Below are 22,251 nucleotides of genomic sequence, written 5' to 3' on the forward strand. Positions count from 1 at the left end.
AACGTGGACCGCACGAAGATCCTGATCTTTGCCGTGCATGGCCTGATCGGTGCGTTGGCCGGGGTGATCCTCGCGTCACGCATGACCTCGGGCCAGCCGATGATCGGCCAGGGCTTCGAACTGACGGTGATTTCCGCCTGCGTGCTGGGCGGGGTATCGCTCAGCGGTGGCATCGGCATGATCCGCCATGTGATCGCCGGGGTGCTGATCCTGGCGATCATCGAGAATGCGATGAACCTGAAGAACATCGACACCTTCTACCAGTACGTGATCCGCGGCTCGATCCTGCTGCTGGCGGTTATTATCGACCGCATGAAGCAGCGCTGAATTCATGCCATGTGAAGGTCTAAGTGTGGGAGGGGGCTTGCCCCCGATGGCGGTCTATCAGTAACAGATGTGCAGACTGGCACACCGCTATCGAGGGCCAGCCCCCTCCCACATTTGGATCTCAACTGTATTGAGGTTCGGTATTTGCCATAATGCCGCTCGTTTTCGTACCACCACATAGGCCCGATATGCAGGAAACCGCCCACACCCCCGTCAAAGACGCCGCCCCCACTGGCACCCAGACCTTGCTGCGTGGCTTGGGCGTGGTGCAGGCGGTGGCGGCTGGTGCGCGGGATCTGAAAGAGATCGCCCGGCGCATCGGCACCACCCGCAGCACCACGCACCGCCTGGCCAGTTGCCTGGTGGAGGAGCGCTACCTGCGCGTGGTGCCGCAAGTCGGTTACCTGCTGGGGCCGAAGCTGATCGAGCTGGGGTTTCAGGCGCGCGAAGAGTTGCCGTTGGTGACCCTGGCGGTGCCGTACCTGGATGAGTTGTCGGCGCTGACCGGTGACACCATCCACCTGGCGATTCGCGAAGACGACGACGTGCTCTACCTGCACAAGAACCCCGGGCGCAACGGTCCGGAAATGCGCTCGCGGGTCGGCCACCGCATGCCGCTGGCGCGGACCGGCATCGGCAAGGCGTTGCTGTTGGATGACAGCGTCGAAGAGTGGCAGCGCCTGTACGAAGTCAGCCAGCCGGCGGCAGGGAAACACCTGCAGTGGCCGCAACACCCCGAGCAATCCTGGGCGCAGTTCGAGCAGCGCATGCATGAGTATGTGCTGGGCGGGTATGCGTTCGACCTGGAAGACAACGAACCGTCGATCCGCTGCGTGGCGGCACCGGTGCGCGATGCCAGCCGGCGAATCGTCGCCGGCATCAGCATCGCCAGTACTGTGCCCTACATGCCGCTGGAGAAAATGGCCGAGCTGATTCCTGTGATCAAACAGGTTGCGGCGCGGCTGTCTGCGGAGTTGGGCGCGAAGGCCTGATCAGGCCTTCAAGGTCGCCATGTCGATGACAAAGCGGTACTTCACATCGCCGGCGATCATGCGCGTGAACGCCTCGTTGATCTGACGAATGTCGAGCATTTCGATGTCGCAGGTGATGCCATGCTCGGCGCAGAAATCCAGGACTTCCTGGGTTTCTGCGATGCCGCCGATCAGCGAACCGGCGAGCATTTTACGCCCCAGCACCAACTTGGCGGCGTTGACGGGCGGGTCCACCGGCTCGATCAGGCCAACAAGGATATGCACGCCGTCAAAGCGCAGCACATCGAGGTAGGGGTTCAGGTCGTGCTGCACCGGGATGGTGTCCAGCAGGAAGTCGAAGTGCCCGGCGGCGGCTTGCATTTGCGTGGCGTCGGTGGACACGATCACATGATCCGCGCCCTGGCGGCGGCCTTCCTCGGCCTTGCTCGCGGAGCGGGTGAACAGCGTGACTTCGGCGCCCATCGCCTTGGCGAACTTGATGCCCATATGGCCCAGGCCACCCATGCCGAGAATCCCGACTTTATCGCCGGCCTTCACACCGTAGTGCTTGAGCGGCGAGTAGGTGGTGATGCCGGCGCAGAGGAGCGGTGCGGCGCTGGCCAGGTCGAGCTTGGCCGGGATCTTCACCACAAAGTGTTCGCTGACCACGATGCTGTCGGAGTAGCCGCCCATGGTGTTGCTGCCGTCCACACGGTCCGGGGTGGCGTAGGTCATGGTCGGGCCTTCGAGGCAGTATTGCTCCAGGTCCGCTTGGCAGGCGTCGCAATGGCGGCACGAGTCGACCATGCAGCCGACGCCGACCAGATCACCGACCTTATGCGCGGTGACGCTGGCGCCGACGGCGGTGACTTTGCCGACAATCTCATGGCCCGGCATCAGCGGGTACACGGCGATGCCCCATTCGTTGCGGGCCTGGTGGATGTCAGAGTGGCAGACGCCGCAGTACAGAATTTCGATCGCCACGTCATCGGCGCGCGGGCTGCGGCGTTCAAACGACATGGGGGCGAGGGGAGTGGTGGCCGACTGGGCGGCATAACCGATAGCGGTGTACATGAGTGAACCTCGCAGAAGCAGTGACAAGTGAGGTGGGCCATTTTCCGCGCCGACCCCGGAGGCGGCCATGGCGATTGCTCCGAGTCTCATGCCTATTCGTCCGGCAGTACGCCTGGTTTGGATGCACGGCGCGCCAGACCTGCGATGATGCTCTCATCCCTTATTCGCGAAGTTTTTTGCCATGTTGTTGACCCGCCATCTCGACGCCAACGCCACCCTGGTTTCCTTGATCGAGAGGCTGACGCCCTGCGACGGTTTCTCCCCGACCCACCTGCCGGGCGTGCAGGTGCTGCGCGCCAGTTGCGACGTCGCACGCGGGCCGCAGATCTATGAGCCGAGCCTGATGTTCGTCGCCCAGGGCAGCAAAGTCGCGTACCTGGGCCCGCGTACCCTGGAGTACGGCGCGGGGCACTACCTGATCCAGGCGATGCCGGTGCCGTTCGAGTGCGAGACGTTCGCCCTGGCGCCCGGCGCACCGCTGCTGGGGGTGACGGTGGGGATTGATCGGGTGGTACTGGGCGAATTGGTGATGGCCATGGGCATGCAGGCCGGGCCGCCGCCGACGGCGCAGACCTTGGAGTCGATGAGTTCGGTGGTGCTGGATGACGCCATGCGCGGTTGCGTCGAGCGCCTGTTGCAATGCCTGCACGATCCGTTGGAAAGCCGGATCATGGGCCCGGCGCGTGTGCGCGAATTACTCTTCACCGCCTTGCGCGGGCCCCAGGCCGATGTGTTGCGGGCGTTGGTGGAACAGCAGGGGCAGTTCTCGCGGATCGCCACCTCGTTGAATCACCTGCATGCTCATTACGCCGAGCCGCTGAATATCGAGACGTTGGCAGGTTACGCGCACATGAGTGCGTCGACTTTTCATGAACACTTCAAGCGCTGCACCTTGTTGTCGCCGGTGCAGTATCTGAAGCGTTTGCGTTTGCTCAAGGCGCAGCAGTTGTTGCTGGTGGAAGGCATGGGCGTGGCACAGGCGGCGCATCGGGTGGGGTATCAGAGTACGTCGCAGTTCAGCCGCGAATATAAGCGCTACTTCGAGCGCAACCCGGGCGAAGAGCGCGCTGCCTGATTCTCCCTGGCTCAACGGGATTAAAAATGTGGGAGGGGGCTTGCCCCCGATGACGGTGGGTCAGCCATCGATGTGCTGACTGTTCCACCGCTATCGGGGGCAAGCCCCCTCCCACATTGAGTTGATGCCAGCCACAAAAAAGGCTCCCGATCTGGGAGCCTCCTGGGTCATGCAACCCTTTTACATATTCGGGTAAGTCGGCCCACCCGCGCCTTCCGGCGTGACCCAGGTGATGTTCTGCGAAGGGTCTTTGATGTCACAGGTCTTGCAGTGTACGCAGTTCTGGGCGTTGATCTGGAAGCGCTTCTCGCCGTCTTCCTTGGTCACCACTTCATACACACCGGCCGGGCAGTAGCGCTGCGCCGGTTCATCGTAGAGCGGCAGGTTGGTGCCGATCGGGATGCTCGGGTCTTTGAGTTTCAAGTGGCACGGCTGTTCTTCTTCGTGGTTGGTGCCGGAGATGAACACCGAGCTCAGTTTGTCGAAGCTCAGCTTGCCGTCGGGCTTGGGGTAGTCGATCTTCTGGCAGTCCTTGGCCAGCTTGAGGCAGGCGTAGTCCGGCTTGGTGTCGTGCAGGGTGAACGGCATTTTGCCGCCGAGGATGTTCTGGTCGAACCAGTTGAAGCCGGCACCGATGATCGGGCCGAACTTGTGCATCGCCGGGCCGAAGTTACGGGTGGCGAACAGTTCTTCGTAGAGCCAGCTGGCTTTGAACGCGTCGACGTAGTTGGTCAGCTCGTCACCGCCTTCGGCGTCGGCCAACAGGCGCTCGGCCACGGCGTCGGCGGCGAGCATGCCGGACTTCATCGCGGTGTGGCTGCCTTTGATCTTGGCCACGTTCATGGTGCCCAGGTCACAGCCGATCAATGCGCCGCCCTTGAACACCATCTTCGGCAACGAGTTGATGCCGCCCTTGGCCAGCGCGCGCGCGCCGTAGCTGACGCGCTTGCCACCTTCCAGATACTGGGCCAGCACCGGGTGATGCTTGAGGCGCTGGAACTCATCGAACGGCGACAGGAAAGTGTTGCTGTAGGACAGGTCGACGATCAGGCCGACCACCACCTGGTTGTTTTCCAGGTGATAGAGGAACGAGCCACCGGTGTTCTCGTTGCTCATGATGTCCAGCGGCCAACCGGCGGTGTGGACCACCAGGCCGGGTTGATGCTTGGCCGGGTCGATTTCCCAGATTTCCTTCAGGCCGATGCCGTAGTGCTGGGCGTCGGCGTCGCTGTCCAGCTTGAAGCGCTGGATCAGTTGCTTGCCGATATGGCCACGGCAGCCTTCGGCGAACAGCGTGTACTTGCCGCGCAGTTCCATGCCGGGGGTGTAGACGCCTTCCTTCGGCTTGCCTTCGCGGTCGACGCCGAGGTCGCCGGTGATGATCCCGCGCACCACGCCGTTTTCGTCGAACAGCGCTTCCTGCGCGGCGAAGCCTGGGTAGACTTCCACGCCGAGGTTCTCGGCCTGCTGAGCCAGCCAGCGGCACAGGTTGCCCAGGGAGATAATGTAGTTGCCTTCGTTGTGCATGGTCTTGGGCACAAAGAAGTCAGGCACCTTGGTCGAGGTGTCGGCGCTGCGCAGCACATAGATGTCATCGCGCACCACCGGGGTGTTGAGCGGAGCGCCGAGTTCTTTCCAGTCCGGGAACAGTTCGTTCAGGGCGCGTGGTTCGAACACGGCACCGGAAAGGATATGTGCGCCGACCTCGGAGCCTTTCTCGACCACGCAGACGCTGATTTCCTTACCGGCTTCGGCGGCCTTCTGCTTCAGTCGGCAGGCGGCAGACAGGCCCGCCGGGCCAGCGCCGACGATGACCACGTCGAATTCCATGTATTCGCGTTCCACAGGCTATCTCCTACTCAGGCTCACAGGCTTTTTTTCTAATGGGTGGAGGTTGGGTGTCGTAAGCGTCATCGCTGCGTTCACTGGGCAGGCGGATGACCACCTTTCTCTCTAGGTGGCGCATTATATCTACACCACTCTCAGCGTCCAATACAAACGTTTGTTTGAATTGCTTGGAAGCTAGGTAAATCAAAGCAACGGGGCTTATGACTGGCCATTTTGCCGTATTGACCAGAATAGGCGTTCCGGTCAAGATACGGTCGGTTTTGCGCTCGCCGTAGGCTGACTGTAGGTTTCAAGAGCACCTTTAAAGACAGGCGAAGGCGAAAAAGAGTGACGCGTGCCCAATGCTGGCGCGCAGTTTACACGTCGCGATCATGAATGACCTCCCAGTCACCACTGACGAACGGTCATCACTCTCCATCGCTGCGTCACTTGCCGAAGGTTTTGAAGGTGCCCTTGTGTGCCGATGAGCATCAACCGCCAGGTTCGCCTAGGCGACTTTCTTTTCACCGGAGAGTAACGAGGAATCCATGAAGGTTCTTGTAGCTGTCAAACGCGTTGTCGATTACAACGTGAAAGTTCGCGTCAAGGCGGACAATTCCGGCGTCGACCTCGCTAACGTCAAGATGTCGATGAACCCTTTCTGCGAAATCGCCGTGGAAGAAGCCGTGCGCCTGAAAGAGAAAGGCGTGGCGACTGAAATCGTCGTGGTTACCATCGGCCCGACCACTGCTCAAGAGCAGCTGCGTACCGCTCTGGCCCTGGGCGCCGATCGCGCCATCCTGGTCGAGTCCGCTGAAGAACTGACCTCCCTGGCCGTGGCCAAGTTGCTCAAAGCCGTTGTCGACAAGGAACAGCCATCGCTGGTGATCCTCGGCAAACAGGCCATCGACAGCGACAACAACCAGACTGGCCAGATGCTGGCTGCACTGACCGGTTACGGCCAGGGCACCTTCGCCTCGAAAGTCGAAGTGAGCGGCGACAGCGTTGCCGTGACCCGCGAAATCGACGGCGGCGCGCAGACGGTTTCGTTGAAACTGCCGGCCATCGTCACCACCGACCTGCGTTTGAACGAGCCGCGCTACGCGTCTCTGCCAAACATCATGAAAGCCAAGAAGAAGCCTCTCGAAGTGCTGACTCCGGATGCTTTGGGCGTTTCCACCGCCTCTACCAACAAGACCGTCAAAGTCGAAGCGCCGGCTGCACGCAGCGCGGGCATCAAGGTCAAGTCGGTGGCTGAACTGGTCGAGAAACTGAAAAACGAAGCGAAGGTAATCTAATCATGACTATCTTGGTAATCGCTGAACACGACAACAAGGTACTGGCTCCGGCCACCCTGAACACCGTGGCCGCCGCGGCGAAAATCGGTGGTGACATCCACGTGCTGGTTGCGGGTCAGGGCGCTGGCGCCGTGGCTGAAGCCGCGGCGAAAGTCGCTGGCGTGAGCAAAGTACTGCTGGCCGACAACGCCGCTTACGCTCACCAACTGCCGGAAAACGTCGCGCCTCTGGTCGCCGAGCTGGGTGCTGGCTACAGCCACATCCTGGCTGCTGCCACCTCCAACGGCAAAAACATCCTGCCGCGGGTTGCCGCGCAACTGGACGTTGACCAGATCTCCGAGATCATCTCGGTCGAAAGCGCCGACACCTTCAAGCGCCCGATCTACGCCGGCAACGCCATTGCCACCGTGCAATCGACCGCCGCGGTCAAGGTCATCACCGTGCGCGCCACCGGTTTCGACCCGGTTGCCGCCGAAGGCGGTTCGGCCGCCGTTGAAGCCGTCTCCGCGGCCCATGACGCGGGCATTTCCAGCTTCGTCGGCGAAGAGCTGGCCAAGTCGGATCGTCCTGAGCTGACCGCTGCCAAGATCGTCGTTTCCGGCGGGCGTGGCATGCAGAACGGCGACAACTTCAAGCACCTGTACGCCCTGGCCGACAAGCTGGGCGCTGCCGTCGGCGCTTCCCGCGCTGCGGTCGACGCAGGTTTCGTGCCCAACGACATGCAGGTCGGCCAGACCGGCAAGATCGTTGCGCCACAGCTGTACATCGCCGTCGGTATCTCCGGCGCGATCCAGCATTTGGCCGGCATGAAAGACTCCAAGGTGATCGTAGCGATCAACAAGGACGAAGAAGCACCGATCTTCCAGGTGGCTGATTACGGCCTGGTGGCGGACTTGTTCGAAGCCGTACCTGAATTGGAGAAGCTGGTCTAATCCAGTCGCTTCACTTATAAAGAGCCCGGTCTTTTGACCGGGCTTTTTATTATCGGAGCACCTCGCCATGGAATTGCGCCCCTGGGCCACACTGCTGGGTTTCACACTGTTGCTGCCGACCCTGTCGCTGGCGGCCGGCAAATGCGAGCGCCTGGTGGCTACCGGCAGCCCGGACGCTCCGCCTTTGCTCTGGCGCGATCCCCAGGACCCCACGCACTTGATCGGCGCCACCGCCGACATGTTGCAGCAAGTGGCCCAGGACCTTGGGCTGAAAATCGACCTGCTCTATGGCGGCAAGCGTTCCCAGGCCTTGGACGAAGTGCGCAGCGGGCGCATGGATCTGCTGGCCGATGCGCCGTTGAATATCGGCGAGCTGGAAACCCTCGACTACCTCCACCCGGCGCTGGTGCAGATCGACTATCTGGTCTGGACCCGCAAGGACTCGGCGCTGGCCTATGCCACGGCCGCCGACCTGCACGGCCATCAGGGCGCGGTGTCGGAACGGGCGCGGTTGAGCCACGACTTTGAAACCTTCGCCGCCCAGCAATTGACCCTGCAACGCCTGCCCACCTTGACTCCGGCGTTTCAGAAACTGCTGCTGGGGGAAGTGGACTACGTACTCGCCGGGCGTTACTCCGGCATGGCCATGGCCGAGACCCTGGGCATGAGCAATGACCTGTTCGCCCGCGACGTGCCCGTCGATCAGCCTGGCTTGTACCTGGCGATTTCCCACAACTCCGCGTGCAATGACCCCTGGCTGCGCGGACAGCTGGCGAAAAAGATGACAGAATTGTCCGGGTCTGGTGTGGCGCAAGCTGCGCTGCAGCGCAATCTGGAGCGCTGGAAAGCGCAATTGCAACAACCCGTCGGCACCCCAACAAAGTAGGGATTTTCAGTGATTTTTCGACCTTTTTTAGCGGCCCTCGCCGTCGTTGCTCTGGCGGGATGTGCAGCCGATCCTGCGCCGAATGAACAAATACGCCTCACCCAGCAAGCGTTGGAACAAGCCAACGCCGTGGGTGCCAACTCCGATGAATCGTCCGAACTGAAACTGGCTGAAGGCAAATTCGCCCAGGCTCAGGCTGATATGGCCGACCAGTCCTACAAGAACGCGCGCATGCAGGCCGAACAGGCCGAGCTGGATGCGCGTCTCGCCGAAGCCCAAGTGTTGACCCGCAAGAGTCAGGAACAACTGAACGTGCTCAATACCCGTATCACCCGCCTGCGCAAGCAATTGCAGCTGGGAGAAGCCCAATGAGCCCGATGATCCGTGGCTTGAGTTGCGTCGTGCTGCTGGGCAGCGCGGCCCTGGGCGGTTGCGCCAGCCACCCGAATGGCGAGCAGGCCCTGCAACAGGCGGGCAGCGACTTCCAGAAGGTCAAGGAAGACGCCAACGTGCTGCGCTTCGCGCCCAAGGACGTGATCCGCGCCGGAGAGTCCCTGGCCCGTGCCGATCGCTTATCCAGCTATTGGGGCAGCGGTGCCGACGTGGTGCATTACGCCTACCTCAGCCAGCGCTACAGCGTGATCGCCCGCGAACACACCGAGCAGGCGCTCAATCAGGAACGCGGCACCAAACTCGAACTGGAACGCCAGCGCCTGCAACTGGCCCTGCGCGAGAGCAAGCTGATCAGCGTGCAGCAGCAGGGCAAATGGCTCGAGGAACAGATCGCCAGCCTGGCCACCACCCAGACCGATCGCGGCCTGGTGATGACCCTGGGCGACGTGTTGTTCGACACCGGTGAAGCCGAACTGAAAAACTCGGCCAACCGCACCGTGCTGAAAATCGTCCAGTTCCTGCAACTGAACCCCAAGCGCATCGTGCGTATCGAGGGTTACACCGACAGCACCGGCGGCGAGCAGGAAAACCTCCAACTGTCCCGCGACCGCGCGCAATCGGTGGCGGATGTGCTGGTGGACCTGGGGATCGACGAAAAGCGCATCCAGGTCGAAGGCTATGGCGACCAGTACCCGGTGGAGGCCAATGCTTCCGAGCGCGGCCGCGCGCAGAACCGCCGGGTAGAGATCGTGTTCTCCGACGCGAAGGGCCAGTTGGGCGCCGCCCGCTAGGAACCTGGCGCAAGCAAAATGTGGGAGGGGGCGCCCCCTCCCACATTTTTTTCGGGGTACCCGAAACGCCTCAGGCCACCCTTACAGTTTTTTCTATCACTGCCGCTCGCGCTCGACTATTGTGGCAACTGTCCCCGTACACTTCTAAACTGTGCCGGTATGTTTCACACAAAAATAAAATAGCCGTGAAATCGAGTGCTGCGTCATGACCAATCTGTTGCTTTACCAACGTATCGCCCAGCAACTGGCTGAGGATATCCGGCGCGGTGTCTATCAACCGGGCGAGCGCGTGCCTTCGGTGCGCAAGATGAGCTCCCAGCTCAACGTCAGCCATGCCACGGTGTTGCAGGCTTACGCCAACCTGGAAGATCAGGGCTTGATTCGCGCACGGCCGCAGTCCGGGTATTACGTACACCAGACACCGGCGCTGACGGCGCCGACGCCGGATATCGCCCGGGTCGAGCGCCCGGGGTTGGTGACGCGCAGCAGCATCATTCAGCAAGTGTTGGTGGAGTCGCGTCGCGAAGGCGTATTCCCGCTGGGCGCGGCCGTGCCGAGTGTGGATTACTTGCCGGTACGCGCACTGCACCAGCAGTTGGCCAAGGTCACGCGCTTCCAGAGCCCGCGGGCGTTCAGCTACATGTTCAGCCCTGGCTTCGAGCCGTTGCGCCGCCAGGTGGCGATCCGCATGCGCGATGCCGGCGTGGTGGTGGACCCCTCCGAAGTGGTGATCACCCACGGCTGCGTCGATGCCCTGCAGATGTCGTTGCGGGTGCTGACGCGGCCGGGCGACCTGATCGCCGCCGAGTCGCCGACCTATTACGGCTTGCTGCAATTGGCGGATCTGCTGGGCCTCAAGGTCATCGAGATCCCCAGCGACCCCGCCACCGGCATGAGCCTGGAAGCCCTGCAATTGGCCGCTAACCAGTGGTCGATCAAAGCCCTGGTGCTGACCACGCGCCTGAGCAACCCGTTGGGCGGCACCATGCCCGAGGAGCGCCAGAAACACTTGCTGCGCCTGGCCTCGGATTTCGATATCCAGATTGTCGAAGACGATATCTACGGCGAACTGATGTTCGAACTGGGGCGCACCAAAGCCCTGAAAGCCTACGATCGCCTCGACCGCGTGATTTATTGCTCGAGCTTTTCCAAAACCTTGTCACCCGGCGTGCGTATCGGCTGGATGATCGCCGGCAAGTACCAGCAGGAAATCCAGCGTTTGCAGATGTTCAGCACCCATTCGGCGTGCAGCGTCACCCAGATGGGTGTCGCCGCGTACCTGGAGAACGGCGGTTACGATCGGCACCTGCGTTACATCCGCCAGGAGTACCGCAAGAACCTCAGCGCGTTCCAACTGGCGGTTCAGCAGTATTTTCCCGAAGGCACCCAGATGACCCGTCCGACCGGCGGTTTTATCCTGTGGGTCAGTTTGCCGGGGCGGGTCAATACCCAGGAACTGCACGTGCGTGCATTGCAGCAGGGCATCAGCATCGCACCGGGGTTGATCTTCAGTAATACGGAACAGTTCAACCACTGTATTCGTCTGAACTGCGGCACGCCGTGGAATCGCGAGGCAGAGCGGGCGCTGATGACTTTGGGGATGCTCGCCAGTCAGTTATGCCTGGAGACAGCGGCCGGCTTGTGAGGCTCGCCAAGCAGCCAGTTCTGATAGCTGGCCAATCACCGCGCTTGTCATGCTGCCCTCAACAAGCGAGCATATGGCCTTCTGCCGTTAAAGCTGTTGGCAATATGACTTCTATTTTTCGCGCTGTTTTAGTGATTAGCCTGTTCAGCCTGAGTCACGTCGGCGTCACGCTGGCGGCGACGCCTGTGGCGGACCCCGCACCGACCGCGAGTACCGAGCACACAACCCCCGCAAAAAAACCGACCCCGGCGAAAAAAGCCCCGGCGACCAACAAAAAAAACGCGTCGGCAAAAAAACGCGCGCCGATTGCGAGCAAGTCCAAGTCCGCCCGCGAAGTGGCCCAGACCCACTTGCCACCGGCACAGTTGGACTTGTCCCTGCCTTCCGACATGGTCAGGCATCTGCAGCCCATCGGCAGCATGCCCGCGCCAAAAAACGTACCGTTGTTGCCGCCGATGTTTGGTGAAAAGCCGGCTGACAACAGTGCGTTCCAGATCAACGGTCGCCTGCTCAGCAATGAGATGAAGCTGCAACTGCGCAACGAAGAACGGCGTGAGGTGGAAGGCGCGGCGCTGGATTTCGAATTCAAACAATAAACTTTTCCGACGAAGGTGACGTCGACACCCGACCATCTGTCGCAGACTGGTCAGTCACTTTTATTTTCTGCGAAAAACCCCTGTTAGACCATTTTAAAACGGCTGTTTAAGGGCGTACTCTAGCCCGGCCGTCCCTATTGAGCCGTCGAGGACCTGTTGCTCATGAAATGCCGTGAAGGCTGTGGCGCTTGCTGCATCGCCCCCTCCATCAGTTCACCGCTGCCGGGAATGCCCCACGGCAAACCCGCGGGCGAACGCTGCCTGCACCTGTCGGTCGAACAGTTATGCCTGCTGTTCGGACAACCGGAACGGCCGGCGGTGTGCAGTGATTTCAAGGCGGATATCGAGGTCTGCGGCACCGACCAGGCCGATGCGATCAGGTTGATCGGCTGGTGGGAGCAGATGACGGCGGCTTGATGGCTTTACTATCGGAACTTCAACAATAAGGAATACAACAATGGGTTCGCTGAAACGAATGGCTGTGTTGTGCGGTTTTACGGTGTTGTTTGCTGCCACTGCTCAGGCTGAGGATTGGCAAGTCGCCAAGGATGAAGACGGGATCAAGGTGTCGCTGAGCGAAGTCGCCGGTTCCAAGTACAAGGCGTATCGCGGTGTGACAGTGATCAAGGCCCCCGTGGCCAAGATCGAGGCCTTGCAGGAAGATGCGGTCGGTGCCTGCGCCTGGATTCATGACTGCAAGTCGCAAAAACTGCTCAAGCAGGAGGGCGTCAAGAGCTGGACCTACACCCAATTCAAGGCCCCGTTCCCAGTGACCGACCGCGATTCGATCCTGGAAATCACCACGTCCAAGGCCGCCGACGGCAGCGTGACCCGCGCGCTGCTGGAAGTGCCGACCTATCAGCCGGAAGTGAAGGGTTATGTGCGCGTGGCCCAGGTCGACGGCTACTGGAAACTGGTGCCTAAAGGCGCCAACGAAACCGAAGTGACCTACCAGGTACACACCGAGCCAGGCGGCAGCGTGCCTTCGTGGTTGGCCAACAAGTTCGTGGTGGACGCCCCGTTCAACACCTTGAAAGCCCTCAGGGAACGCGCCGAGAAGTAAGCGCGGTAGACCCGGTGCCTGCGACCTTGAGTGGAACGTTTAGCGAGCCCTCAAGGTCCAGATAGAGGTAAGCCCACACGCGGGCTTTATCGAGGAGGCACCGATGCAAAAGTGGCAGATTACCTTCGTTGATGATCACGGCGTGCAGTCCGTGGAGCAGTTCACCTGCGAGCGCAAGCCCAGCCTCGAAGATGCGGCACACTTGATTCGCGACAAGCTGGTGCCGGTGGCCGCCGAACTGGACCTCAATGACCTGGAAGGCCGTAAACCCGAACCGACGGTCAAGATCCTCAAAGACCAGAACAGTATCCAGATCCTCGACATCTCTCCCGTCGTCTGAACATTCCCTGTCTGCCATTCAAGCGCCTCTGGTGGAGGTGATAGCTTCGCGCTACTCTGCAAGTGAGATCAGCGAATGAATCGCTAAGGTCTGGTCTTGTCAGCTACATGCTTGTTTTCCAGCGGTGATGTCATTGCCGTAGTACCCGCGCCAGTAAGGCGTGGGCTTCGGGAAGCACGGAAAGTCTATCCATCGGTTTGAGGAGGACGTTTCATGAGCACAGCCTATCAAGAAGACATCAGCACCAACGTTCTGCGCCGCATGAAAGAAGGCGGCTTCGATTTTTCACGGTTCCACCCCATCGAGTTCTACGCCATTTTCCCGGACGAGGAACGGGCGCGCAGGGCTGCGGGTCGGTTTCGTGGCGAATCCCTGAATGCCCAGGTCAGCGCGCGCGACGATGGCGCCTGGTACCTGGAACTGAGCAAGATCATGTTTGCAACCTACGACGGCATAGGAGACTTCGAGCAAGACTTTGAAGCGGTGGTCGAGCCGCTGGGCGGGATCATCGAAGGATGGGGCGTCAAGCAGGAGGTGCGTGGGTTACCCATGTAGCAGTATGAGAAACACAGCGTATCGGCTGACCTTTGGGTCGGCCGATTTTGTTTGTGGCGTCTGAAATCAGACGCAACTCGCGCGGTATTTCCAGGCAAAAAAAACCACCCGAGTGGGGTGGTCGAAAGGGAAGACCGGAGGAGTCGGTCGATACACGAGATCACACGGTACCGATTGCTCGATGGGTAAGGCTGTAGGACGAGTCCTGTTCAGCAGATGACGGTGATTATCCGCACCGGGGGGCGGGCAGTGAAATCAACACTGGCTATGCTGTTGATAGTCAAAGCCCGCATTGTGATGAAGCGCGCGACAAGACACCGGGCATTCCGCGCACCAGGATGGTGCACTTAACTCCCCGCTATTATTTAACTCACTGATTTTTAAGTGTTTATGCCGCTGGCACGGGCCTTGCGATGATTCTTGCGTCCGGGTGACAAGGAGTACGGCATGATCCGCACTTATTACGACGAAATGTACGATGGGGCAGGGCAGGTTCGCCCTCATTACCGCGAGTTCGCCCGCTGGTTGGCCGAAACCCCCGCTGAACTGCTGGCCCAGCGCCGGCGTGAAGCCGATTTGCTGTTTCACCGCGCCGGGATCACCTTCACCCTCTACGGGGATGAGCAGGGCACCGAGCGCCTGATTCCCTTCGACACCATCCCGCGCAGCATTCCCGCCAGTGAATGGCGGATTGTCGAACGTGGCTGCATTCAGCGGGTCAAGGCGCTGAACATGTTTCTCGCCGACCTCTACCATGAACAACGCATCATCAAGGCCGGGATCATTCCCGCCGAACAGGTGCTGGCCAACGAGCAGTATCAGTTGGCTATGCAGGGCTTGAATCTGCACCGCGATCTGTATTCCCACATCTCCGGTGTCGATCTCGTGCGTGATGGTGACGGCACTTACTACGTGCTGGAGGACAACCTACGCACGCCCAGCGGCGTCAGCTACATGCTCGAAGACCGCAAGATGATGATGCGCTTGTTCCCCGAACTGTTCGCGGCCCAGCGTATCGCACCGATCGACCACTACCCCAACTTGCTGCTCGACACCCTGAAAAGCGCCAGCCCCCTGGATAACCCCAGCGTGGTGGTGTTGACCCCCGGGCGTTTCAACAGTGCGTTCTTTGAGCATGCTTTCCTCGCCCGGGAAATGGGCGTGGAACTGGTGGAGGGCGCCGACCTGTTCGTGCGCGATGACCGCGTTTTCATGCGTACCACCGACGGCCCCAAGGCCGTGGACGTGATCTATCGCCGCCTCGACGATGCGTTTCTCGACCCGCTGGCCTTCAACCCGGACTCCATGCTCGGCGTCCCCGGCCTGCTTGCCGCCTATCGTTCGGGCAATGTGGTGTTGGCCAACGCGATCGGCACCGGGGTGGCGGATGACAAGTCGGTGTACCCCTTTGTCACCGAGATGATCCGTTTTTACCTGGATGAAGAACCGATCTTGAAGAACGTTCCGACCTTCCAATGCCGTAAGCCCGACGAACTGTCCCACGTACTGGCTAACCTGCCGCACCTGGTGGTCAAGGAAACCCAAGGCTCCGGCGGCTACGGCATGCTCGTCGGTCCGGCTTCCACGGCGGCGGAAATCGAAGCCTTCCGCGCGCGTATCAAGGCCAAGCCCCACGCCTATATCGCACAGCCGACCCTGTGTTTATCCACCTGCCCGACCTTCGTCGAAAACGGTATCGCCCCGCGCCATATCGACCTGCGCCCGTTCGTGTTGTCCGGCAAGGAAACCCGCGTGGTGCCCGGCGGCCTGACCCGCGTGGCCCTGCGCGAAGGTTCACTGGTGGTCAACTCGTCCCAGGGCGGCGGCACCAAAGACACTTGGGTGGTTGAGGACTGATGCCATGTTGAGTAGAACTGCCTCGGATCTGTACTGGATGTCGCGCTACCTCGAACGCGCGGAAAACCTCGCGCGCATGCTCGACGTCAGCTATTCGCTGTCGCTGATGCCCCAGGACGGGCGCGGCGACGGCCTGCATGAACTGGCCATGCCGTTGCTGATCACCGGCACGCTGGACGACTACCACGCGCGACACGGTGAGCTGCACGCCGAACGCCTGCTGCACTTTTTCGCCCTGGACGCGGCCAACCCGGCCAGCATCTACAGCTGCCTCGGTGCTGCGCGGGCCAGCGCCCATGCGGTGCGTGGGCGAATCACGGCCGACATGTGGGAAAACATCAATGCCACCTGGCTGGATATCCGCGACATCGCCCAGCAAGGCTTGAGCCGCTACGGCATGAGCCGGTTCTGTGAGTGGGTCAAGGAGCGTTCGCACCTGTTTCGCGGCGCCACCTACGGCACGATCATGCGCAACGATGCTTTCCGCTTTATCCGTCTGGGCACTTTCATCGAGCGCGCCGACAACACCCTGCGCCTGCTGGACGCACGCTATGAAATGGCTGGCGACCAGGCCGAAGCGGTCAGCGATGGCACGGCCCACGCGTACTACCAGTGGAGTGCCTTGTTGCGTGCGTTGTCGTCGTTCGAGGCCTACACCGAGATCTACCGCGACGCCCCCGGCGCCCGGCAAGTGGCGGAGCTGTTGCTGTTGCGCGCCGATGTGCCGCGTTCGCTGCGGGCCTGCAGCGAAGAGATCGACCAGATCCTCGCCAGCCTGCCCGGCCTCAACGGCCGCCCGGCCCAGCGCCTGGCCGCCGAAATGGATGCGCGCCTGCGCTTTACCGCCATCGACGAAATCCTCGAGGAAGGCCTGCATGCCTGGCTGACCGACTTTATTCCCTTGGTCCGCCAGTTGGGCGACGCCATCTACAGTTCCTACCTGGAGGCGGCATGAGACTCTCCATCAGCCACGAAACCACCTACCACTACGACGATCAGGTGCGCGCCAGCATCCAGTACCTGCGCCTTACGCCCCACGACAGCGAACGCCAGCACGTACTCAGTTGGCAACTGGATCTACCGCGTCCGGTGCGCGCCCAGGTCGACCCGTTCGGCAATATCCTGCATGTGCTGACCCTGGACGAGCCTCACGACGCCATCATCATCGGCGCCCGGGGCCAAGTCGATATCGACGAGTTGCGCGAGGCTGAGCACGAGAGCCAGTCCGCCTACCCGTTCCTGCGCAGTACGCGGCTGACCGAGCCCGACGAAGCCCTGCGCCGCTTTGCCGAGCAGCATTGCCATCAGCGCCGCGACCGCAGCGCCTTGATCGACCTGATGCACGCGCTCAACCACTCGATGGTCTACACGCCCGGCGCCACGGAGGTCGACACCAGCGCCGCGCAGGCCTTCGCGGGGCGTGCGGGGGTGTGCCAGGACCACACCCATGCGTTCCTGGCCTGCGCGCGCAGCCTGGGGATTCCAGCGCGGTATGTGTCGGGGTATTTGTACACCGAGGACAGCACGCACCTGGCCAGTCACGCCTGGGCCGAAGCCTGGCTGGACGACGCCTGGTACAGCTTTGACGTGACCAACCAACTGGCGCGGCCGGAGCGGCACCTGAAACTGGCCGTGGGCCTGGATTATCTGGACGCCTGCCCGGTACGCGGCATGCGGCGCGGCGGCGGGCATGAGCAGATGCATGCCAAGGTGTCGGTGGCGCCGACGCCGCTGGTTTCGGTGCAGCAGCAATAGCTCAGGGCTGCTGCTTACGCCCGGCCATATGCTTCAAATACCCCACCAGCAACGTCAGCTCGCTGTCGGGCAACACGCCGGCGGCGAAGGCTGGCATTTTCGCTTGGGGCCAGCGCCGCAGGCTTTGTGGGTCGCGGATATAGCGCTTGAGGAAATCGCCGCTGAAATATTCGGTGGGGTTGTAGGGAAGGTTCAGGTCCGGCCCTACCTGTGCATCGCCAGCCCCATTGAGGCGGTGACAGGCCAGGCAGTTTTTCTGGAACAGCGCAAAACCTTGGTTGACCGGATCATTCGCACCCAGCTTCGGATCGGGCAACAACGCCGGAAAACGCTCGGCAACCGTCTTCAACTGCTTGATCCCGGAGATCTGGAACGGCCATTGCTCGGGGCTGATGTGCCCGGCCTGAGGGTTCGTCCACACCAGGTAGAACGGCCCGGCACTCGGCTTGTCGGCGGCCAGCGCGGGCCACGGATCGGTGGGATCTTCCACCGCCAGCCAGGCGCGGGCGCCGTGTGTTTCCAGCAAAGGCGCGGCGCTCAGTTCGGCGGCGAACCCGTCGAGCGCGATGGCCTGCAGATGGTTTTCCGTCTGCAGACCCGGTAGGAGTACCGCCAGTGGGACTGCGCGATACGTCATGCTTCGCTTGTAGGAAATGTCATCAACGATAGGCACCGTCTGTGCATCGGGGTGCTTGAGCAGGTCTTCGGTCTGCCAGGTCTTGCTGGTGTGGTCCAGCTCGATGGTCAACTGCGCGGCGGCAACGGGCAGGGCGAGGAACAAGGCGAAGAGGGCGAGGATCGATTTCAAGAGAGAGGCCCGGTGCGAGAAGAAGTGGCGCCTAAGATACCGGAAAATTCCCAGGCAAAACGGCAGCCCCTGCAACAGGACCGCTATACGCAATGTCCTCGCAGGAGCTGCCAAAAACTGCAAGCCTGATGTACAGAATGGCGCGTGTGATTCGTCACCCAAGCACCTTGGTCAGGTTGGGCAAGATCAGAATCAGTGTGGTGGCGAACAGAATAAGTCCCGCCTGACGTATTTTCGAATGCTTGAACATGGCTGACTGCCTTTTGTTGTTATTCCTGAGCGTCAAATGCGTGCCGGTTTATTTCAGTATCGCAACGTGACGTGTCGCTTTTCTTACAGCTGCTCCAGCAAAACCCGGCAGCAACTTCCTACTGAGTGAACCTTAGAGCCCTCGTTCTGCGTGGCTTAGATCCATTTCATATCAACTTGTCATATTTTTTACTGAAAAAGGTATGAGGCCTATCGCCATCTTGGCGCCAATGCCTTGGCTAGACCGCTAAAACGATTAATCAAACGGTTGCACTCATCTGCTACCGTTCGTCCGAGCGAGGGGGTCAAACGCAATGAGCGCATCCGTCATTGAAACCGTGTCAATCGGGCCTAAGGTAAGGGCACACATGCACAGCGGTTCGAGGATGTCATGACCCAAGCTTTGATCTTTGATGCGATACGCACGCCCCGGGGCAAAGGCAAGGCCGACGGTGCCTTGTACAGCGTCAAGCCGGTAAACCTGGTGGCGGGTTTGTTGACGGCGCTGGCCCGGCGCAGCGACCTCGATACCCGCCAGGTCGATGACATCGTCCTCGGCTGCGTCACCCCCGTGGGCGACCAGGGCGCCGACATCGCCAAGACCGCCGCGCTGGTGGCGGACTGGGACGTCAGCGTCGCCGGTGTCCAGGTCAACCGCTTCTGCGCCTCGGGCCTCGAGGCCGTGAACCTGGGCGCGATGAAAGTGCGTTCCGGCTTCGAAGACCTGGTGGTGGTCGGTGGCGTCGAGTCGATGTCCCGCGTGCCCATGGGCAGCGATGGTGGCGCCTGGGTGCTCGATCCGCAAACCAATCTGCACAGCCATTTCACGCCCCAGGGCATTGGCGCGGATTTGATCGCGACCCTGGAAGGCTTCAGTCGTCAGGACGTCGACGCCTTCGCCCTGCATTCCCAGCAGAAAGCGGCCCGGGCGCGCGCAGACGGTTCCTTCAATAAGTCGCTGATCGCGGTGCAGGACCAGAACGGCCTTGTGCTGTTGGACCACGATGAATTTATCCGTGCCGACTCCACCCTCGAAGGCCTGGGCAAGCTCAAGCCCAGCTTTGAGATGATCGGGCAGATGGGCTTCGACGCCACCGCGCTGCGGGTCTATAGCCATGTCGAGCGGATCAACCATGTCCACACCCCCGGCAACAGCTCCGGTATCGTCGACGGTGCCGCGTTGATGTTGATCGGCTCCGAGGCCAAGGGCCGCGAGCTGGGCCTGCAAGCGCGGGCGCGGATTGTCGCCACGGCGGTCACCAGCACCGACCCTACCATCATGCTCACCGGCCCGGCGCCAGCCACGCGCAAGGCGTTGGCCAAGGCCGGGCTGCGCGTCGAAGACATCGACCTGTTCGAGGTCAACGAGGCGTTCGCCTCGGTGGTACTCAAGTTCATCAAAGACATGGGCATCGACGCCGCCCGGGTCAACGTCAACGGCGGCTCGATCGCCATGGGCCACCCGCTGGGCGCTACCGGTTGCGCGATCCTCGGCACCTTGCTCGACGAACTGGAAGTGCGCCAACAACGCTACGGCCTGGCCACCTTGTGTGTCGGCGGTGGCATGGGCATCGCCACCATTATCGAACGCCTCTGAGCCCAAGGAATTGTCATGACCCAAGCCATTCGTTACGAAAAAGGCCAGGACCAGATCGTGGTCCTGACCCTCGACATGCCCGGCCAGAGCGCCAACACCATGAACGCTGTGTACCGCGAGGCCATGGCGGCCACCGTGGCGCGGCTGCAAGCGGAAAAGGACGGGATCGCCGGCGTGGTTATCACCTCGGCGAAGAAGACGTTCTTTGCCGGTGGCGACCTCAATGAACTGATCAAGGTCGACAAGGCCCACGCCAAGGAATTTTCCGACAGTGTGCGGGTACTGAAGGCGCAACTGCGCAGCCTGGAAACCCTTGGCAAACCGGTGGTCGCCGCCATCAATGGCGCGGCCCTCGGCGGCGGCTGGGAGATTTGCCTGGCGTGTCACTATCGGGTCGCGCTGGACGACCAGTCGCTACAACTGGGGCTGCCGGAAGTCACCCTAGGCCTGCTGCCGGGCGGCGGTGGTGTGGTGCGGATGGTGCGCCTGTTGGGCTTGGAAAAAGCCCTGCCGTATTTGCTCGAAGGTAAGAAGATCCGCCCACGGCAGGCCCTGCAGGCGGGCCTGATCGACGCGCTGGCAGTGGATCGCGACGAACTGCTGGCCAAGGCTCGCGCCTGGATTCTCGCCCACCCCGACGCCGCGCAGCCTTGGGACAACAAGGCTTACCAGATCCCCGGAGGCACGCCGTCCAGCCCGAAAGTCGCGCAGATGCTCGCCATCGCGCCCTCGATCCTGCGCAGCAAAACCAATGGCTGCTTGCCGGCGCCGGAGAAAATTCTCTGCGCGGCGGTGGAAGGTGCCCAGGTGGATTTCGACACCGCGCACCTGATCGAAACCCGCTACTTCACCGAATTGGTCACCGGGCAGGTGGCGAAAAACATGATCGGCACCTTCTGGTTCCAGCTCAATGACATCAACGCCGGGCGTTCGCGCCCTGAGGGTTTTGCGCCTTACCTGACGCGCAAGGTCGGCGTGCTCGGTGCCGGAATGATGGGCGCGGGGATCGCCTATGTCAGCGCCTGTGCAGGCGTTGAAGTGGTGCTCAAGGACATCAACCTCGCAGCCGCCGAGAAAGGCAAGGCGCACTCGGCCACACTGTTGGACAAGAAGGTCAGCCGTGGGCAATTGACCGCCGAGCAGCGCGAAGCCACTCTGGCGCGTATCCATCCTACGCAGTCTGACGCCGACCTGGCCGGCTGCGACCTGATCATCGAAGCGGTGTTCGAAGACCGTGAGCTCAAGGCCAAAGTCTCTGCGGCCGCGCAAAACGTGGTCGGCCTGGACGCGGTGATCGCTTCCAACACGTCCACCTTGCCTATCAGTGGCCTGGCCACGGCGGTGCCGGATCAGACCAAGTTCATCGGCCTGCATTTCTTCAGCCCGGTGGACAAGATGCCCCTGGTGGAAATCATCAAGGGTACACAGACCTCGGACGAAACCCTGGCCCGTGGTTTCGACTTCGTCCTGCAAATCAAGAAAACCCCGATTGTGGTCAACGACAGTCGCGGCTTCTTCACCTCACGGGTGTTCGGCACGTTCACCAACGAAGGCATTGCCATGCTCGGCGAAGGCGTGGCTGCGCCGATGATCGAGACCGAAGCGCGCAAGGCCGGTATGCCGGTGGGACCGCTGGCGGTGTCCGACGAAGTGTCGCTTAGCCTGATGAGCCATATCCGACAGCAGACAGCCAAGGATCTGCAGGCCGAAGGTAAAGCCGTGCCAACCCATCCGGCGACGCAGGTGATTGATCTGTTGGTCAACGAATACCAGCGCATGGGCAAGGCGGCGGGGGGCGGTTTCTATGAGTACCCCGCAGGTGGGCCGAAGTATTTGTGGCCGGAACTGAAAAGCCGCTTCGAACGCCCCGACCAACGCATTTCAGCGCAGGACGTGCGCGACCGTTTGTTGTTTATCCAGGCCATCGAAACCGTGCGCTGCGTGGAGGAGGGCGTGTTGATGTCCACCGCGGACGCCAACGTTGGCTCGATCTTCGGTATCGGCTTCGCGGCGTGGAGTGGTGGCGCTTTGCAATTTATCAACCAGTACGGCTTGAACGACTTTATTGCACGGGCGCGCTACCTGGCCGAGCAGTATGGCGAGCGCTTCTCGCCGCCGGCGTTGTTGCTGCAGAAAGCCGCACAGGGTGAAGTATTTCGGTGAACGATGCGGGGCTTGCTTTGCAGGTACATTTCAAGGCAGGCTCTGGAGG

22 protein-coding genes are annotated in these 22,251 nt (G+C 61.4%); 19 read left to right on the forward strand and 3 right to left on the reverse strand.

The annotated features are described in order from the left end of the window. On the forward strand, window positions 1-327 hold a 327-nt coding region (locus ACP7E3_RS16485; protein WP_426123737.1), incomplete at its 5' end, for an ABC transporter permease subunit. Between the two features lie 188 nt (window positions 328-515). Next, window positions 516-1,319, forward strand: a complete 804-nt coding sequence (locus ACP7E3_RS16490; RefSeq protein ID WP_046489321.1) for an IclR family transcriptional regulator — start codon at window positions 516-518, stop codon at window positions 1,317-1,319. Here ACP7E3_RS16490 and ACP7E3_RS16495 read toward each other — a convergent pair whose 3' ends face one another. Continuing rightward, complete coding sequence (locus ACP7E3_RS16495) at window positions 1,320-2,372, reverse strand: NAD(P)-dependent alcohol dehydrogenase (RefSeq protein ID WP_201021447.1); 1,053 nt, start codon at window positions 2,370-2,372, stop codon at window positions 1,320-1,322. A gap of 181 nt (window positions 2,373-2,553) precedes the next feature. Here ACP7E3_RS16495 and ACP7E3_RS16500 point away from each other — a divergent pair, with 181 nt between their 5' ends. Then, window positions 2,554-3,447, forward strand: a complete 894-nt coding sequence (locus tag ACP7E3_RS16500; protein WP_046382388.1) for an AraC family transcriptional regulator — start codon at window positions 2,554-2,556, stop codon at window positions 3,445-3,447. A gap of 180 nt (window positions 3,448-3,627) precedes the next feature. Here ACP7E3_RS16500 and ACP7E3_RS16505 read toward each other — a convergent pair whose 3' ends face one another. Further along, window positions 3,628-5,292, reverse strand: a complete 1,665-nt coding sequence (locus ACP7E3_RS16505; protein ID WP_017848521.1) for an electron transfer flavoprotein-ubiquinone oxidoreductase — start codon at window positions 5,290-5,292, stop codon at window positions 3,628-3,630. 530 nt (window positions 5,293-5,822) lie between these two features. On the opposite strand from ACP7E3_RS16505, the gene ACP7E3_RS16510 reads away from it, so the two are divergent. From ACP7E3_RS16510 to ACP7E3_RS16575, 14 genes are all read left to right on the forward strand, one after another. Continuing rightward, complete coding sequence (locus ACP7E3_RS16510; RefSeq protein ID WP_017848520.1) at window positions 5,823-6,572, forward strand: electron transfer flavoprotein subunit beta/FixA family protein; 750 nt, start codon at window positions 5,823-5,825, stop codon at window positions 6,570-6,572. A gap of 2 nt (window positions 6,573-6,574) precedes the next feature. Next, entirely contained in the window at window positions 6,575-7,504 is a 930-nt protein-coding gene (locus ACP7E3_RS16515) for an electron transfer flavoprotein subunit alpha/FixB family protein (RefSeq protein WP_017848519.1), read from the forward strand. Between the two features lie 67 nt (window positions 7,505-7,571). After that, window positions 7,572-8,390, forward strand: coding sequence for a substrate-binding periplasmic protein (locus ACP7E3_RS16520; protein ID WP_046382389.1), 819 nt, complete (start codon window positions 7,572-7,574; stop codon window positions 8,388-8,390). Window positions 8,391-8,399: 9 nt separating this feature from the next. Further along, the gene (locus ACP7E3_RS16525; RefSeq protein WP_026140217.1) at window positions 8,400-8,762 is read left to right on the forward strand and encodes a DUF4398 domain-containing protein; all 363 of its coding nucleotides are present in this window, start codon (window positions 8,400-8,402) and stop codon (window positions 8,760-8,762) included. Then, entirely contained in the window at window positions 8,759-9,574 is an 816-nt protein-coding gene (locus tag ACP7E3_RS16530) for an OmpA family protein (RefSeq protein ID WP_426123741.1), read from the forward strand. The genes ACP7E3_RS16525 and ACP7E3_RS16530 overlap by 4 nt, the downstream gene beginning before the upstream one ends. Before the next feature lie 205 nt (window positions 9,575-9,779). Continuing rightward, window positions 9,780-11,219, forward strand: coding sequence for a PLP-dependent aminotransferase family protein (locus ACP7E3_RS16535; protein ID WP_017848515.1), 1,440 nt, complete (start codon window positions 9,780-9,782; stop codon window positions 11,217-11,219). A 104-nt stretch (window positions 11,220-11,323) separates the two neighbouring features. Next, complete coding sequence (locus ACP7E3_RS16540; protein WP_057003790.1) at window positions 11,324-11,815, forward strand: hypothetical protein; 492 nt, start codon at window positions 11,324-11,326, stop codon at window positions 11,813-11,815. 162 nt (window positions 11,816-11,977) lie between these two features. Then, entirely contained in the window at window positions 11,978-12,232 is a 255-nt protein-coding gene (locus ACP7E3_RS16545) for a YkgJ family cysteine cluster protein (RefSeq protein ID WP_017848513.1), read from the forward strand. A 40-nt stretch (window positions 12,233-12,272) separates the two neighbouring features. Then, window positions 12,273-12,878 carry an START domain-containing protein gene (locus ACP7E3_RS16550; protein WP_057003791.1) on the forward strand — a complete coding sequence of 202 codons (606 nt, stop codon included), beginning with the start codon at window positions 12,273-12,275 and terminating at the stop codon, window positions 12,876-12,878. A gap of 103 nt (window positions 12,879-12,981) precedes the next feature. Continuing rightward, on the forward strand, window positions 12,982-13,218 hold the full coding sequence (locus tag ACP7E3_RS16555; RefSeq protein WP_046382393.1) for a hypothetical protein: 237 nt from the start codon (window positions 12,982-12,984) through the stop codon (window positions 13,216-13,218). A gap of 213 nt (window positions 13,219-13,431) precedes the next feature. Next, the gene (locus tag ACP7E3_RS16560; RefSeq protein WP_003193463.1) at window positions 13,432-13,773 is read left to right on the forward strand and encodes a ribonuclease E inhibitor RraB; all 342 of its coding nucleotides are present in this window, start codon (window positions 13,432-13,434) and stop codon (window positions 13,771-13,773) included. A 447-nt stretch (window positions 13,774-14,220) separates the two neighbouring features. Next, the gene (locus tag ACP7E3_RS16565) at window positions 14,221-15,630 is read left to right on the forward strand and encodes a circularly permuted type 2 ATP-grasp protein (RefSeq protein ID WP_046382394.1); all 1,410 of its coding nucleotides are present in this window, start codon (window positions 14,221-14,223) and stop codon (window positions 15,628-15,630) included. Between the two features lie 4 nt (window positions 15,631-15,634). Continuing rightward, a complete protein-coding gene (locus ACP7E3_RS16570; RefSeq protein ID WP_026140215.1) occupies window positions 15,635-16,585 on the forward strand; it encodes an alpha-E domain-containing protein in 951 nt (316 codons plus the stop codon). Then, complete coding sequence (locus ACP7E3_RS16575; RefSeq protein WP_017848508.1) at window positions 16,582-17,385, forward strand: transglutaminase family protein; 804 nt, start codon at window positions 16,582-16,584, stop codon at window positions 17,383-17,385. The genes ACP7E3_RS16570 and ACP7E3_RS16575 overlap by 4 nt, the downstream gene beginning before the upstream one ends. A gap of 1 nt (window position 17,386) precedes the next feature. Here ACP7E3_RS16575 and ACP7E3_RS16580 read toward each other — a convergent pair whose 3' ends face one another. Beyond that, window positions 17,387-18,193, reverse strand: coding sequence for a c-type cytochrome (locus ACP7E3_RS16580; RefSeq protein WP_426123745.1), 807 nt, complete (start codon window positions 18,191-18,193; stop codon window positions 17,387-17,389). 640 nt (window positions 18,194-18,833) lie between these two features. On the opposite strand from ACP7E3_RS16580, the gene ACP7E3_RS16585 reads away from it, so the two are divergent. Further along, the gene (locus tag ACP7E3_RS16585) at window positions 18,834-20,039 is read left to right on the forward strand and encodes an acetyl-CoA C-acetyltransferase (protein ID WP_046382396.1); all 1,206 of its coding nucleotides are present in this window, start codon (window positions 18,834-18,836) and stop codon (window positions 20,037-20,039) included. Window positions 20,040-20,054: 15 nt separating this feature from the next. Beyond that, entirely contained in the window at window positions 20,055-22,202 is a 2,148-nt protein-coding gene (locus tag ACP7E3_RS16590; RefSeq protein ID WP_426123748.1) for a 3-hydroxyacyl-CoA dehydrogenase NAD-binding domain-containing protein, read from the forward strand. Window positions 22,203-22,251: the final 49 nt, after the last annotated feature.

Source organism: Pseudomonas sp. PSPC2-3 (genome assembly GCF_049898265.1).
GTDB lineage: Bacteria > Pseudomonadota > Gammaproteobacteria > Pseudomonadales > Pseudomonadaceae > Aquipseudomonas > Aquipseudomonas veronii.